At 64.8% G+C, this 15,393-nt stretch carries 15 protein-coding genes; 9 read left to right on the plus strand and 6 right to left on the minus strand.

Annotation, left to right across the window (positions count from 1 at the left end; translation table 11 throughout):
* Nucleotides 1-8 precede the first annotated feature (8 nt).
* The 6 genes from AC2W7K_RS00255 to dnaA form a co-directional block, all read right to left on the minus strand.
* On the minus strand, nt 9-635 hold the full coding sequence (locus AC2W7K_RS00255) for a toprim domain-containing protein (protein ID WP_486005643.1): 627 nt from the start codon (nt 633-635) through the stop codon (nt 9-11).
* Nucleotides 521-2,005 carry an ATP-binding protein gene (locus AC2W7K_RS00260; RefSeq protein WP_486005644.1) on the minus strand — a complete coding sequence of 495 codons (1,485 nt, stop codon included), beginning with the start codon at nt 2,003-2,005 and terminating at the stop codon, nt 521-523. The genes AC2W7K_RS00255 and AC2W7K_RS00260 overlap by 115 nt, the downstream gene beginning before the upstream one ends.
* A gap of 190 nt (nt 2,006-2,195) precedes the next feature.
* Complete coding sequence (locus AC2W7K_RS00265; RefSeq protein WP_198500091.1) at nt 2,196-2,708, minus strand: DciA family protein; 513 nt, start codon at nt 2,706-2,708, stop codon at nt 2,196-2,198.
* Nucleotides 2,705-3,859: a DNA replication/repair protein RecF gene (recF, locus tag AC2W7K_RS00270; protein WP_198500090.1), complete on the minus strand. Its 1,155-nt coding sequence runs from the start codon at nt 3,857-3,859 to the stop codon at nt 2,705-2,707. Before recF ends, AC2W7K_RS00265 begins: the two co-directional genes overlap by 4 nt.
* Complete coding sequence (gene dnaN / locus AC2W7K_RS00275) at nt 3,860-4,999, minus strand: DNA polymerase III subunit beta (RefSeq protein WP_171006973.1); 1,140 nt, start codon at nt 4,997-4,999, stop codon at nt 3,860-3,862.
* Between the two features lie 527 nt (nt 5,000-5,526).
* Entirely contained in the window at nt 5,527-7,185 is a 1,659-nt protein-coding gene (dnaA, locus tag AC2W7K_RS00280) for a chromosomal replication initiator protein DnaA (RefSeq protein ID WP_198500089.1), read from the minus strand.
* Between the two features lie 405 nt (nt 7,186-7,590).
* Here dnaA and rpmH point away from each other — a divergent pair, with 405 nt between their 5' ends.
* The 9 genes from rpmH (at nt 7,591) to AC2W7K_RS00325 (ending at nt 14,771) form a co-directional block, all read left to right on the plus strand.
* A complete protein-coding gene (gene rpmH / locus AC2W7K_RS00285) occupies nt 7,591-7,728 on the plus strand; it encodes a 50S ribosomal protein L34 (RefSeq protein ID WP_009376895.1) in 138 nt (45 codons plus the stop codon).
* Nucleotides 7,729-7,731: 3 nt separating this feature from the next.
* A complete protein-coding gene (gene rnpA / locus AC2W7K_RS00290; RefSeq protein WP_198500088.1) occupies nt 7,732-8,109 on the plus strand; it encodes a ribonuclease P protein component in 378 nt (125 codons plus the stop codon).
* The gene (gene yidD / locus AC2W7K_RS00295; RefSeq protein ID WP_332839536.1) at nt 8,081-8,452 is read left to right on the plus strand and encodes a membrane protein insertion efficiency factor YidD; all 372 of its coding nucleotides are present in this window, start codon (nt 8,081-8,083) and stop codon (nt 8,450-8,452) included. Before rnpA ends, yidD begins: the two co-directional genes overlap by 29 nt.
* Before the next feature lie 105 nt (nt 8,453-8,557).
* Nucleotides 8,558-9,514, plus strand: a complete 957-nt coding sequence (gene yidC, locus AC2W7K_RS00300) for a membrane protein insertase YidC (protein ID WP_198500087.1) — start codon at nt 8,558-8,560, stop codon at nt 9,512-9,514.
* A gap of 8 nt (nt 9,515-9,522) precedes the next feature.
* A complete protein-coding gene (locus AC2W7K_RS00305) occupies nt 9,523-10,044 on the plus strand; it encodes a Jag family protein (protein WP_198500086.1) in 522 nt (173 codons plus the stop codon).
* The gene (gene rsmG, locus AC2W7K_RS00310; RefSeq protein WP_198500085.1) at nt 10,037-10,675 is read left to right on the plus strand and encodes a 16S rRNA (guanine(527)-N(7))-methyltransferase RsmG; all 639 of its coding nucleotides are present in this window, start codon (nt 10,037-10,039) and stop codon (nt 10,673-10,675) included. The genes AC2W7K_RS00305 and rsmG overlap by 8 nt, the downstream gene beginning before the upstream one ends.
* A 66-nt stretch (nt 10,676-10,741) precedes the next feature.
* Nucleotides 10,742-11,638, plus strand: a complete 897-nt coding sequence (locus AC2W7K_RS00315) for a ParA family protein (RefSeq protein WP_140955427.1) — start codon at nt 10,742-10,744, stop codon at nt 11,636-11,638.
* Complete coding sequence (locus AC2W7K_RS00320) at nt 11,631-13,409, plus strand: ParB/RepB/Spo0J family partition protein (RefSeq protein WP_332839535.1); 1,779 nt, start codon at nt 11,631-11,633, stop codon at nt 13,407-13,409. The genes AC2W7K_RS00315 and AC2W7K_RS00320 overlap by 8 nt, the downstream gene beginning before the upstream one ends.
* Nucleotides 13,410-13,772: 363 nt before the next feature.
* Entirely contained in the window at nt 13,773-14,771 is a 999-nt protein-coding gene (locus tag AC2W7K_RS00325) for an IS481 family transposase (RefSeq protein WP_344250248.1), read from the plus strand.
* The last annotated feature ends 622 nt before the right edge of the window (nt 14,772-15,393 follow it).

Consider the following 15,393-nt stretch of genomic DNA (forward strand, 5'->3'; position numbering starts at 1 on the left):
ATGCCGGCTCAGATGTCGAGGAAGCGGACGTCCTTCGCGTTCTCCTGGATGAAGCGGCGACGTGAGTCGACGTCGTCGCCCATGAGGACGGTGAAGATCTCGTCGGCGACGATCCCGTCGTCGAGGGTGACCTGCCGGAGCAGACGCGTGTCGGGATCCATCGTCGTCTCCCACAGCTCTTCGTAGTTCATCTCGCCGAGGCCCTTGTAGCGCTGGATCGCCTGTTCCTTGGGCAGCCGCTTGCCCTCGGCCTTGCCGGTGGCCAGCAGCGCGTCGCGCTCCTTGTCCGTGTAGGCGAACTGGTAGGGCGCGTTCGACCACTTGATCTTGTAGAGCGGCGGCATCGCGAGGTAGACGTAGCCGTGTTCGATGAGCGGCTTCATGTACCGGAAGATCAGGGTGAGCAGCAGCGTCGTGATGTGCTGGCCGTCGACGTCGGCGTCGGCCATGAGGATGATCTTGTGGTACCGGAGCTTGTCGAGGTCGAACTCCTCGCCGATGCCGGTGCCGAAGGCGGTGATCATCGCCTGGACCTCGTTGTTGCCGAGTGCCCGGTCGAGCCTGGCCTTCTCGACGTTGAGGATCTTGCCGCGCAGCGGCAGGATCGCCTGCGTGAACGGGTTGCGTCCCTGCACGGCCGAACCGCCGGCAGAGTCGCCCTCGACGATGAAGACCTCGGAGATGTTCGGGTCCTTCGACTGGCAGTCCTTGAGCTTGCCGGCATGCCCGAGGACTCGAGGAGGCCCTTGCGCCGGGTCGCCTCACGGGCCTTGCGCGCGGCGAGTCGGGCCTGCGAGGCCTGCAGCGCCTTGCGCACGACGTCCTTGGCCTGGGCGGGGTTCGACTCGAGCCAGTGTCCGAGCTCGTCGCGGACGACGCGCTGGACGAAGCCCTTGACCTCGGAGTTGCCGAGCTTCGTCTTCGTCTGTCCCTCGAACTGCGGGTCGCCGACCTTGACGGAGATCACGGCGGTGAGGCCTTCGCGGATGTCATCGCCGGTGAGGTTGGGGTCCTTCTCCCGCAGCAGCTTCTGCTCGCGGGCGTAGCCGTTGATGAGCGAGGTCAGCGCGGTGCGGAAGCCCTCCTCGTGGGTGCCGCCCTCATGCGTGTTGATGACGTTGGCATACGTGTGGACCGACTCGCTGAAGGCCGTCGTCCACTGCATCGCGATCTCCAGGGAGAGCGTCTCGGAGGTCTCCTCGGCTTCGAAGACGATGATGTCGGGGTTGATGAGATCGACCTTCTTCGCCGAGTTGAGGTATTCGACGTAGTCGAGCAGCCCGTGATCGTACTGGTACGTGACCTCGCGCGGCTTTGCGTCGGCCTCTTCGTCCTCGTCGATCTGGACATTGTCGTCGTCGACCTGGGCGTGGCGCTCGTCGATGAGCCTGATCTTCAGACCCTTGTTGAGGAAGGCCATCTGCTGGAACCGCGCGCGCAGGTACTCGTAGGAGAAGTCGGTGGTCTCGAAGATCTCCGCATCGGGCCAGAAGGTGACGATCGTGCCGGTCCTGTCCGTCGGCTCCCCGCGCTGCAGCTCACCGGTGGGCACGCCCCGGCGGAAGTCCATCGTCCAGTGGTAGCCGTCGCGGAGGACCTCGACGTCGAGGCGCTCGGAGAGCGCGTTGACGACGGTCGAGCCGACGCCGTGGAGGCCGCCGGCGACCGCGTAGCCGCCACCGCCGAACTTGCCGCCGGCGTGGAGGATCGTGAGGATGACCTCGACGGTGGGCTTGTGCTCGGTCGGGTGCATCGCCACCGGCATTCCGCGGCCGTTGTCGGCCACGCGCACTCCGCCGTCGGCGAGGATCGTCACGTCGATGTCGTCGGCGTATCCGGCCATCGCCTCGTCGACGGAGTTGTCGACGATCTCCTGCACGAGGTGGTGGAGTCCGCGCTCCGAGGTCGACCCGATGTACATGCCAGGGCGTTTGCGGACCGCTTCGAGACCTTCAAGTACCGTGATGTCCCCGGCGTCGTAATGGGGCTGTTCCTCGGTCGTCATGTGACTCCTCGTGCAAATGGACGTTATCAGCTCACTATTCTACCGCGCACGGCTGACAAATGCCCGCAAGCGGCACAGAAACGTCCATATCGGGATTTTCGACCCGGCAGACGTACCCCCGGACGCAGACGGGTCCGATTATCGCCGCTACAGGCCTTCTGCTGATTCTGCCGACATCGCCGATCTCCCTCTATCCGAAGGTGTCGCGCGGACCGCGTCCGCGCACGCTGCGGCGGCCCTTCTTGAAGGTCCGCCCGGCCGGCCCGCGGATCTCGAGTTCGGTGATCGTCGAGGATCCCAGTCCCGCCTCGAGGGCCCGAAGGATCGTCGGACGCAGCACCCGCAGCTGCGTGGCCCAGGTCGTCGAGTCCGCGGCGATGACGAGCAGCGGCGGAGAGAAGTCGACGGGAGTGCAGTGGCGGGCGACCTGTTCGCCGACGAGGTCGGGCCAGCGCCCGAGCACCTTGCCGATGTCGATCGACGACGACCAGCCGCGGGAACTGATGAGTCCGCCGAGGACCGAGGAGATCGCCGTGGGATCGCGTCGGTCCTTGCCCGCCGAGGTGTACGTGACCTCCGCGCGGATGCGGGAGCGGCGGCGACTGCGGACGAATCGCGCCTCGGTCGCCTCCATCCGCCGCACCCGGTCGAGGGCTTCGAGGGCGGCGACCGGGGTCGCCTCGTCGCGTTGAATGCCGCTCATGAGGCGGGCTCCTCATCCGGGCCGTCGGTCCGGAGCATTGTCGACTGATCGATCCGCGCGCCATCGAGACCCGCGGGCAGGTCGGCGTCGACGGCGGCGGTGACGAGGACCTGCTCGGCCGCGGTGATCCGTGCCGCCAGCCGGTTGCGTCGCCCGGTGTCGAGTTCGGCGAAGACGTCGTCGAGGACGAGGATCGGCTGTTCGGCGGTCGATCCCGCGTCCGCGCTGAGGAGATCCCAGCCGGCGAGCTGCATCGCCAGGGCGAGCGACCACGTCTCACCGTGGGAGGCGTACCCTTTCGCCGGGTGCGAGCCGATCATCAGGGAGAGGTCGTCGCGTCCGGGGCCGTGGAGGGTGACTCCGCGGTCGATCTCCGTCGTCCGGCGCCGCTCGAGGGCGCCGAGGAGGAGTTCGCGGGCCTCGCTCGCCGAGGTGGTCTGCGAGTAGTCGATGCGCGAGTCGTAGGTCGCGCTCACTCCCTGCCTCTCCAGGCGGGCGTCGGCGGCGATGTAGGCGAAGTTCTCCTTGAGCGGGTCGACGATGTCGGCGAGCACCCTCTGCCGGCCGAAGACGAGTTCGGCGGCCGCCTCGGCGTAGGCCATGTTCCAGATGTCGAGGGTCGCCTCGAGTCCGGGATCGCGGTCCTCGCGGAGGCGCTTGAGGAGGGCGTTGCGCTGCTTGAGGGCACGCTCGAAGTCCGTGATCACCGAGGCGAAGCGCGGATTGCGGGCGACGACGAGGGTGTCGATCCACGACCGCCGCTCGGCCGGTTCGCCGCGCACGAGGGCGAGGTCCTCGGGAGCGAAGACGACGGCGGAGACGAGTCCGAGGATCTCCCTGATCCTCACGGGTGAGCGGTTGACCCGGGCGCGGTTGGCGCCTTTGGCCTGGATGGAGACTTCGACGGCGGCATGCCGCGTCCCGCGGTTGACGAGGGCGGAGACGGTGGCCGAGCTCGCCTCCTCGTGGACGAGTGGGGCGTCGAACGCCACCCGGTGGGAGCGCAGATGCGCGAGATACCCGATCGCCTCGACGATGTTCGTCTTGCCGGTGCCGTTGTCGGCGACGAAGGTGGTGACTCCGGGCCCGAACTCGAGGTCGAGCTCGGGATACGACCGGTAGTTACGCAGCGAGAGTCGGGATATCCACATTCAGATGCGCGTGGGCATGAGCAGGTAGCGATACGACTCATCGGCCGACGAGTCGAGGTCCTTCTGCCCGGAGATGATGACGGGCTTCATCGGCTGGGTGAAGGAGAAGTTGACGTAGGGGCTCTCGATCGCCGCGAGTCCCTCGGCGATGTAGTGCGGGTTGAAGCCCACGGTGATCGGCTCGCCCTGGAGCACGGCTTCGACGGCCTCGGAGGCCTGTGCGTCGTCGCCGGTGCCGGCGTGGAGGGTGAGCATGCCGTCACTGACCTCGAAGCGCAGCGGAGTGTTGCGCTCGGCGACGAGGGAGACGCGACGCACGGCTTCGCGCAGCACCGCGGTCTCGACGATCGCGTGGATCGGCACGGAGTCGGGGAAGAGCGAGCGGACCTTCGGGTACTCGCCCTCGACGAGCAGCGAGGTCGTCACCCGTCCCGCCGAGGTGAAGGAGATGAGGTCCTTGCCGGCATCCGTGCTCAGGCCGATCGTGACATCCCCGCCGAGGGACTTCGAGACATCGGAGAGCGTGCGGCCGCGCAGCAGGGCGACCGCGGAGACGTCGGGGCGACCCGGGTTCCACGTGAATTCGCGGACGGCGAGGCGGTAGCGGTCGGTGGCCAGCAGGGTGACCTTCTCGCCTTCGATCTCGACGCGGACGCTGGTGAGGATCGGCAGGGTGTCGTCCTTCGACGTGGCGATCGTGACCTGCGAGACGGCGTTCTGGAACTCCCCGGCGGAGACGGTGCCCGAATCGTCGGGGACCTGCGGCAGCGACGGGTATTCGGCCACGGGCATCGTCATCAGCGAGAAGCGCGAGGAACCGCACGTGACGTCGACCTTCGACCCGACCTGTTCGAGGGTGACCTCCTGGTTGGGCAGCGCCTTGGAGATGTCGGCGAGGAGTCGACCGGAGACGAGCACGGTGCCCGGGGAGACGACGTCGGCGGAGATCTCGACCCGGGAGGAGACTTCGTAGTCGAAGACGGCCAGGCGCACCGTGCCGCCGGTCTCGGCGGTGATGAGGATGCCGGTGAGGACGGGAGCGGAGGGCCGATTGGGGAGGGTCTTGGTCGCCCAGGTCACGGCGTCGGCGAGGACGTCACGATTGACTTTGAACTTCAGAGGGGTTGCTTCGGCGTTCACTTCACTCCTTCGGGAAATCACCCGATGTGCTCGCGACTGTGGCTTGACGGTGCTCGGAAAACTGTACACAGCCTAACCGATGATCCGATACCCGAGCGTGGTCGTCACGGCTGCCCGGACGATCGCCGAGGCGGTGCTCACCACCGCGGATCTCGGATCCGAGAATCATCGCCGAGGCGATGTTCGAATAGTCCTCAGCCTCCGGAGTGACCGCACGGTAGCCGAGCCGTCCGCCGAGCGCAGTCGATGGCGTCCGCCCTCCTATCCCCTTGAGTTGATACAGCAGAAGTATCAGCACCTGTGGAATCTGTGGACGACGGTCGGGGAGGTGCCGGAGATCAGGGGATCGCCGCCTCGGCGAGGGTGTGGATCGCCTGTGCACCGCAGGATGACCGGACGGGGAGGCCTGGGTAAGCACAGGCGTGTAGTTCACAGCGGTCCACGTGCTCGACGGCCTTCGTCCCCAGGGTTATCCCCATTGTGATCGGATTGTCCCCAGACTTATCCACAGGTGTGCATAGCGTCTTCTATAGGCGGTGCTGTTGTTTGATGCGGTTTGTGAGTTCGGTGACCTGGGTGTAGACGGCCCGTCGCTCGGCCATCTGCGTTCGAATCTTCTTGTTCGCATGCATGACCGTCGTGTGGTCGCGGCCGCCGAAGGCCTGGCCGATCTTCGGCAGCGACAGATCCGTGAGCTCCCGGCACAGGTACATCGCGATCTGCCGCGCCGTCGTCAGCGTCCGGGAGCGCGAGGTGCCGCAGAGGTCGTCGAGGGTGAGGCTGAAGTAGGCGGCCGTCTGGCCCATGATGTCGGCAGCGGTGATCGCCGGGGTGTCGTCCTGGGTGATGAAGTCCTTGAGCACCGTTTCGGCGAGCGAGACGTCGACCTGCTGATCATTGAGGTTGGCGAAGGCGGTGACGCGGATGAGGGCGCCCTCGAGTTCGCGGATGTTCGACGAGACCCGGGAGGCGATGTACTCGAGCACCTCGTCGGGGACGTCGAGCTGCTCGCCGGCGGCCTTGCGCCGCAGGATCGCGAAGCGGGTCTCCATGTCCGGGGGCTGGACGTCGGTGAGCAGGCCCCATTCGAAGCGAGAGCGCAGCCGCTCCTCGAAGCCCTTGAGCATCTTCGGCGGCTGGTCGGAGGTGATGACGACCTGCTTGGCCTCGTTGTGCAGGGCGTTGAAGGTGTGGAAGAACTCCTCGACGGTGGCGTCCTTGCCCTGGAGGAACTGGATGTCGTCGATCATGAGGATGTCGACCTCGCGGTACCGCCGCTGGAAGGCGGGACGGAGCGCGTTCGACGTCCGTGATGAGCCGATCGTGTTGATGAAGTCGTTGACGAACTCTTCGCTCGACACGTACTTGACGCGGATCTCGGGGAAGAGCTGCGTCGCGTAGAACCCGATCGCGTGGAGGAGATGGGTCTTGCCGAGTCCCGAGTCCCCGTAGATGAAGAGCGGGTTGTACGCCTTCGCCGGTGCCTCGGCGACGGCGAAGGCGGCGGCGTGGGCGAAGCGGTTCGAGGCGCCGATGACGAAGGTGTCGAACGTGTACTTCGGGTTGAGCTGGGCGACGCCGGGAACGTCGACGGGCGGAGCCGGGGCAGCGGTCGCCTCGGCGATCTCCGCTTCCCGCATCCCCGTCACGCCCGGCGCCGCCTCGGGGAGAGGGGCCGCGGTCTCCGGGCGGGGGGTGGCGGTCTCGGGTCGGTCCGCCGGGGTCGGGGCGGGCTCGGCCACCGGAGTCTCCACCGGGGCCGGGGCGGAGTGCTCGTGAGCAGGAGCCGTGGCGGTCTGGCCGGCGGGTGCCGAGGCGGTCGTCGATCCCTGGCCGGCCGGCGTCGTGCCGGTGGTCGGCGCGGAGGCGACGTAGTCGGTCTCGTCGATGAGCTCCTCGAAGCGGATCGGGACGTCGAGTTCGGGATCGACGACGAACCCGAAGGTCACGTCGAAGCCGATGACCCGAGAGAATTCCCTGGTCAGAGGTTCTCGGAGGCGGGTCTCGATGGTGCGTCGGGAATGCTCGTCGCGGACGGCGAGGAGGACGAGGGCATTGTCGACGATCGCCTTGGGCAGCGCGAGGTAGAGGAAGCTCTTCTGATGCTTCGTGAGGTCGGCGTCCTGATCCAGGTTGGAGACCACCGTTCGCCATTGGCTGATGAGCTCGTTCTTAGAATTCGACACCGTCGATCCTCTCTGTTGTCGTTCGCGGTCGTCCCACAGTCCACACCTGTGCATGACTTCCACACAGTTTTCCACAGTTTGTGGAGGACTGACGAGTCGACCGGGCAATCCTCCACACGGGTGGATAAGCGTGTGGAAAACTACATGATTGTGACTTGTGGAAGACGGCAGTCGACGCGGAGATGAACGTGAGTGAATGGGCCGAGACGGTGACGTGAAACATGATCGGCCGGTTTGACCGGCCTCTCCGGCCTTGGCTAAGATGGAGTGTCCTGTGTACCGGGCTGCATCCGATTCTGTTCTAGCTCTTATGCACAGGAGTGCTCGGCGGTCGAGACTCGCACCGCCGTTTTTTGTGAGAACGCGTCAGGCGTTCACCCGCAACCCAGAAATCGGAGACCTCAAGTGAGCAAGCGTACTTTCCAGCCGAACAACCGCAAGCGTGCCAAGAAGCACGGCTTCCGCCTGCGCATGCGGACCCGTGCCGGTCGCGCCATCCTGGCTTCGCGTCGTCGCAAGGGACGTTCCGAAGTCTCGGCCTGACCTTTGATCCCGGATGCGCACCGGCTCCGGCGCGGCGAGGACTTCAGACGAGTCTTCAGAGCCGGCGTTCGGGTGCGCTCGGACCACCTCATGGCGCACAGCCTGTCAGAGGCAGATGATTCCCACGCCCCGCGCGTGGGTTTCATCGTATCCAAGGCCGTCGGCAACGCGGTCAAGCGCAACAAGGTGAAGCGCCGGCTGCGGGAGATCATGCACCCGAGGCTGGCGGAGATGGAGACCGGCAGCCTGTTCGTCATCCGAGCACTGCCCAATGCCACCGAGGCGGCCTTCGCCGACCTCGAGACCGAAGTGGGCGTGCTCATCGAGAAGGCCCGGAAGAAGCAGCAGAATCGTGGACGCCGAACACGACCTCAGACATGAGTCGGAGGTGCCGCGCCGCCCGGCCGGATTCTGGCCGGGGGTGTGGTGGTTCCTGCGCATCGCGCCCCGGATGCCCTTCGTCTGGTTCATCCGGGCGTATCGGATCGTCGTCTCCCCGCTCTACGGACAAGTCTGCCGGTACTATCCGAGCTGCTCGATGTACGGGCTCGAGGCCTTCGAGATACACGGAGTTCTCAAGGGAATGGTGTTAACTGGATGGCGGATACTGCGGTGCAATCCGTTCTCCCACGGCGGGGTCGATCACGTTCCCGGCTCCGCTCGCGAAGCTCGGTCTGCGGCGATGAGGACCACCGGCTCCGGACACGGGCAGGAGCGCTCGTGATCGCCCGTCCCGCGCGGACGCACCGGTCCGCGCCCATGTCGCGACCGACTGACAACAATGGCACAATGAACGACGCGCACGAGTCGTTGTAACGAGGAGAACTGAATGGACTGGATCGACAGCTTGCTCTACCCCCTGCAGTGGGTAGTGGCATGGATCCTCGCGATCTTCCACGACATCTTCACCGCACTCGGACTCCCCGCCGCGAACGGCTGGACGTGGGTCCTCTCGATCGCCGGCCTCACCGTCGTCATCCGTGCTCTCCTCATTCCGCTCTTCGTCTACCAGATCCGCGCCCAGCGCAAGATGCAGCTCCTCCAGCCCGAGATCCAGCGGCTGCAGGCGAAGTACAAGGGCAAGAAGGACCAGTACTCCCGCCAGGCCATGGCCGAAGAGCAGATGAGCCTCTTCCGCGACAACAAGACGAGCCCGTGGGCGTCGTGTCTGCCGCTGCTCGTGCAGATGCCGATCTTCTTCTCGCTCTTCCGCGTCATCCACAACATGCAGGCCGTGGCCGAAGGCCGCATCGACGCGATCGGCGGTCTCACCCAGGAGCTCGCACAGCAGGCCGAGGAGTCCTCCGTCTTCGGCGTCTCGCTGTCGGCGACCTTCATGGATCCGGGCATCACCGTCAAGGTGCTCACCGCGGTCCTCATCATCATCATGGCTGCGACGATGTTCATCACGCAGAAGCAGATGATGGCGAAGAACATGTCGGAGGCCGCGATGGCCAACCCGATGATGCAGTCGCAGAAGATGCTCCTCTACATCATGCCGGTGGTCTTCGGCATCGGCGGCATCTACTTCCCGCTCGGTGTGCTCTTCTACTGGCTCGTGTCGAACACGTGGACGATGGTCCAGCAGCACATGGTCATCAGGAACATGCCCGCACCGGGGTCGAAGGCGGAGAAGGAGATGCTCGAGCGCAAGGCGCGCAAGGGCAAGACCGTTCCGCAGGCAGAGGTCAAAGGCGCCGCTGTCCCTGCCGAGGAGGCTCCGAAGTCGTCCGGGCAGCGTCAGCAGCCTGTGAGTAAGAACCGCAAGAAGAACAAGAAGCGCTGAGGTAGGACATGTCAGAAGAAGTCATCGACGACAAGGCTGCGAAGCCCACCCGTGCCGAGCTCCTCGAGGAAGAGGGCGAGATCGCGGCGGATTATCTCGAAGAGCTCATGGACATCGCCGACATCGACGGTGACATCGACATCGATGTCGCCGACGGGCGTGCGCAGCTGTCCATCGTGTGCGAGGACGAGGACGACTCGAACCTGCGCACTCTCGTGGGTCGCGACGGCAAGACGCTCGGCGCTCTGCAGGAGCTCTGCCGACTCGCTGTGCAGACGAGCACGGGTCAGCGTTCATGGCTCATGCTCGACATCGACGGCTACCGGTCGAACCGCCGTGATGAGCTCATCGACAAGGCCGAGGCCGCGATCGAACAGGTCAAGGAGTCCGGCGAGGAGTTCGCGTTCAAGGCGATGAACAGCTTCGAGCGCAAGATCATCCACGACCAGGTCGCCAAGGCCGGTCTGGTGTCGGAATCCGAAGGCGAAGGCGAGGGCCGCCACGTCGTCGTCCGCCCCGCAGATGACTGATCTCTCCGCGCTCGAGGTTCCCCCGGCGGGAACCGAGGAGTACTTCGGTGAGGCGTTCCCGCTGGCCCAGCGCTACGCGGAGCATCTGGCGACCACGGGCATCGAGTGGGGTCTCATCGGACCGCGGGAGATCGACCGACTGTGGACGCGGCACATCCTCAACTGTGCGGTCGTCGCTGAATTCGTGTCCTCCGACGACGTCGTCGGGGATGTGGGCAGCGGAGCCGGACTGCCCGGGATTCCGATCGCGCTCATGCGCCCGGAGGCGAAGGTCGTGCTCATCGAGCCCATGGAGCGCCGAGTCGAGTGGCTGAAGATGGTCGTCGACGATCTCGGTCTGAGCAACGTCCGGATCGTCAGGGCCCGAGTCGAGGACCTCGTCGACGAGGAGATGTTCAGCGTCGTCACTGCGCGGGCCGTCAAGGCGATGACGACACTCGTCGAGTGGACGCACGACGTCATCGGGCCCGAGGGCCGGATCCTCGCGCTTAAGGGTGAGTCGGTCGAGGGTGAGCTCGTCAAAGCGAAGAAGCTGCTCAAGCGCTACCGCTTCGGGCAGCCGACGATCCACGTCGTGGACGGCGGAATCCTCGAGGTTCCCAGTCGTGTCGTGGAAATAGCGAAGAAATAGAACGAACCAAATGTGGTCTAGGCTGTCAGTAGCTTTGTGAACCCGATGGATGATGGAGTGCGCCGAATGCCGATCATGGACGAGTCGTCTCCGATAGGTGCCGCGATCGCTCGCGACAATCGTCGTGCCGACCGCCTTGCGCAGGTCAGTTTTCCCAAGCCGGATTCCACTCGCATCTTCACGATCGCCAATCAGAAGGGCGGTGTGGGGAAGACGACGACGGCGGTGAATATCGCCGGAGCGCTCGCGAAGCAGAACCTCAACGTCCTCGTCATCGACATCGATCCGCAGGGCAACGCGAGCACGGCGCTCGGCATCGATCACTACTCCGATGTCACGAGCATCTACGATGTGCTCATCGATGATGTGCCGATGCGCGACGCCGTCGCGCAGGCGCCGGACTTCGACACTCTCGTCTGTGTGCCGGCGACGATCGATCTCGCCGGCGCGGAGATCGAACTCGTGTCCCTCGTCGCCCGTGAGCAGCGTCTGCAGCGTTCGCTCGGTCTCTACCTCGAGGAGCGGGCGGCTGCCGGTGATCGGGTCGACTACGTCATCATCGACTGCCCGCCGAGCCTCGGACTGCTCACCGTCAATGCCTTCGTCTCGGCCCGTGAGGTTCTCATCCCCATCCAGTGCGAGTACTACGCGCTCGAGGGGCTGAGCCAGCTGCTCAAGAACATCCAGCTCATCCAGAAGCATCTCAATCCGCAGCTGTCGGTCTCGACGATCCTGTTGACGATGTACGACGGTCGCACGAACCTCAGCGCCCAGGTGGCCGAGGATGTGCGGACCCACTTCCCGGAGCAGGTGCTCGGCACGGCGATTCCGCGGTCTGTGCGGATCTCTGAGGCACCGAGCTACGGTCAGACTGTCATCACCTATGATCCCCATTCCAGCGGCGCTCTGTCCTACCTGGAAGCTGCTGAAGAGATCGCGAACCGAGGAGTGGAACGTGGCTGAACGCAAGAAGCGCGGGTTGGGACGGGGTCTCGGCGCGCTCATCCCCGACGCTGCGACGAGTGATCGTCCCGTCGATGTCTTCTTCTCCGGCGGCAGTGCCGAGGAGCAGTCGCGCGGTTCAGCCCCGGCCGAGGACTCGAAGTCGACCCGGACCCGGCGGACCGACCCTGCGGCGTCGATGCAGTCGTCACGTCGTCGCAAGCCGAAGGCGGACGCCACGGAGACCTCTTCCGCGGGTGGATCCCGGAAGGGCGGCACCAAGGCGTCTGCGGCCACAACGAGCGCGGCGAAGGGCGCTGCGAAAGCTGGGACTGCGGCCGAATCGGGCACGGGCGCCACGGTCGGCACCTCTGCGAAATCAGGTGCAGCGAAGTCGGCGTCGAAGTCGAGCGGTGCGAAGACGGGCGGAGCGAAGACCGAGTCGACGGCGAAGTCCTCTTCGGCCAAGTCGTCGACCCGAAAGGCGTCGACAGCGAAATCATCGGGCGCCAAGACCGGCACTGCGAAGACTGCCACTCCGAAGACCGCGACCAGCAAGGTGCCGGCGTCCGCGGACAAGCGGACCGCGGTCAAGCCTGCTCCTGTCTCCGACTCCGCAAACGATGAATCGGCTGTAGTCGACGAGCAGACGACTGTACCGTCGGTCGCGCCTGACGATGTTGCCGGTTCGAGCGCGAGTTCTGCGTCGGTTGAGAGCTCTGCGTCCATCGGCGATTCTCGGTCGATCGACGACGTTGAGACGGCTGATGATGTCCGTGAGCAGCACCCCGGGGTCTACACCTCGAAGGGCGGTTCGCTCGACGATGACGACGCCGATGTGGACGCCACCGAACCGGTGGATGAGACCATTGACCAGAGTGAGAAGCAGGTCGAAGCCACTGACACTACTGAAGTAGTGAACTCCACGGGTGGCTCCTCGAACGACGGCCCCGAGTTCGACGACGGACCCGGTATGGATTCGATCCCCGACACCGCGTTCGGCGAGATCGAGGTTGAACTCATCGACCCGAACCCTCGTCAGCCGAGGACGGTCTTCGATGAGGATCAACTCGCTGAACTCGTTCACAGCATCCGTGAGATCGGCGTTCTCCAGCCGGTTGTCGTCCGACGCAAGCCGGGCGCTGACGAGCGTTACGAGCTCATCATGGGTGAGCGTCGCCTGCGAGCGACGAAGGAAGCCGGCCTCGCCACGATTCCCGCGATCGTCCGTTTCGTCGATGACACCGATCTGCTCCGTGATGCCCTGCTTGAGAACCTCCATCGCGCTGAACTCAATCCGCTTGAAGAGGCTGCAGCTTATGGACAGCTGCTCGAGGACTTCAACTGCACCCAGGAGGAGCTGTCGGAGCGTATCGGTCGGTCGCGTCCGCAGATCTCCAACACCCTGCGTCTGCTTCGTCTGCCCCCGCTCGTTCAGCGTCGCGTGGCGGCCGGCGTGATCTCCGCCGGCCACGCTCGGGCGATTCTCGGGCTCAAGGATCCCGAGCAGATGGAAGTCCTCGCGCAGCGCATCGTCGCAGAGGGACTGTCCGTTCGGGCGTCCGAGGAAGCCGTCGTCCTCCTCAATCGTGGGGACTCCGTGAATGTTTCACGTGCAACGTCACGAGTCGCGCCTGAGTTCATCGAGGTCGCCGAACGACTCGGCGACCGTCTCGACACGAAGGTCAACATCACGGTCGGCAAGCGCAAGGGCAAGCTGAGCGTCGAGTTCGCCAACCAGGAGGATCTCGATCGAATCCTGTCGCTGCTTGGCGTGAAGTCCACCGAGTAGTCGCCCGTTCTCTTCTCCGCTGACCTTCTCGTTGCCCCCTCCGCTGGTTGTGGGCATGCGATCGTGCATCCGCCCTGTTGTGAACGAGTCACATCAGTCGGAGCACCCAGAGCTGACTGAGTTGAGCTGATTTCCCCGTGTGGATAGGCGAATCCTTCGCAAGCTGGACGGTTTGAATGGCGCCATTCCCGCTGGTTTCACGTGAAACATCAGCAAACAGAGGTCGATTGGCCCGCTAGCTGTACTGCCCAGGCAGGTTGGTTGAATTCTTGCGACGACACGATCTGAATTGATGGGATGACGAAGGCCCCCTGATGTGGAGTGGAGCTGTCTAAGAAACCGCTTCACAAACAGGAGGCCTTCGTGTCCCACGCTAATGCAGCATTGACCCCAAAAGCACGTCTGAAGATTGCCCGTCTCATCGTCGACGAGGGCTGGAGTGTCTCCACCGCGGCGAAGCAGTACATGGTCTCCTGGCCCACGGCCAAACGATGGGCGGACCGTTACCGCGCCCACGGTGAGGACGGCATGGCCGACAAGCCCAGCCGGCCACGCTCGAGCCCGAACCGCACCCCGCAGGCCATGGTGAAGAAGATCGTGGCCTTGCGCTGGCGCAAGCGCATGGGCCCGGTCCAGATCGCCTTCCACCTGGGCCTGGCCGCCTCGACGGTGCATGCGGTGCTGGTGCGGTGCCGGATCAACCGGCTGCGCTACATCGACAGGATCACCGGCGAGCCGATCCGCCGCTATGAACACTCGTATCCCGGGGCGATGATCCACGTGGACGTCACCAAGTTCGGCAATGTCCCCGATGGCGGCGGACATCGGTTCCTGGGCCGGCAGGCCGGGGAACAGAACTCACGGGCGACGGCGAACCGCACCGGCCAGCGCACTTCCAGCGGGCATCCGAGGCTGGGTACCGCGTTCGTGCACACCGTGATCGATGACCACTCAAGGATCGCCTACGCGGAGATCCACAACGACGAGAAGGCCCTCACGGCCATCGCCGTGCTCGAGCGGGCCGTGGCCTGGTTCGCGGCCCGGGACGTGGAGGTGGAGCGCGTTTTGAGCGATAACGGCTCCGCCTATCGCTCGCACGCCTGGCGTGATGCCTGCACCGACCTGGGCATCAAGCACAAGCGGACCCGGCCCTACCGGCCCCAGACCAACGGCAAAATCGAGCGCTTCCACCGGACCTTGAACGACGGATGGGCCTACGCCAGGCTCTATGGCAGCGAGACCGCGCGCCGCGAGGCCCTACCGGCATGGATCCATGAGTACAATCATCATCGGCCCCACACCGCCATCGGGAACCAGCCACCCATCAGCCGCTTAACCAACGTCGCTGGGCAGTACAGCTAGCGGGGCCTTGGTGCGATTCGTGAGTGAAACGATACTGTTCAATCAATGAGTTCGTGTTCGGTTGCCGTCAGTTCGGGGTTGAAGTCGTCGTCGGGTATATCCAGAAGCTCTCCTTCGCCCGTTCGTCGAATGTGTCTGAACCGTTGCTGGTACGACGTCCCCAGACGATTCCGTTCGTCGTGGCTGCGGTCTGCAGGCTCGGTGGAATGGCTGAACTCCATGGAACGGCTGATCTCCGTGGGTGATCGGCCCTTATTTGATGGGTTCACGTGAAACGGAACGGCACCCGGCTTCTCGGCAGGTGTCTTTGCCGCACCCGGGGGACAGTCACCTCTATCGCGCCTTCTGAGTACCGCGTCCCCGTTGCACCCGTTGTTCAGCGGCCGCGCTGCCGGACAGTTCAGATAGCGTCAGGCCAACAATCGTTAGGTGAACGGTTGTGCAGTCTGCGATTCGACGGTGCTCCAGCATCATTTCCCCGTGACAGCGCCGTTTCGTTGTCGCTGCCGTCGCGTGATTCGCCAAGTTGCATGACCGTTGAAGGAATGGACAACTAGGGCTCCCCGCAATGCCGATCACAGATCGCTCGCAGAACGACTATCGGCTGGCCCCTACGCAAGCA

The organism is Brevibacterium sp. LAARM2_SD2 (assembly GCF_057364785.1).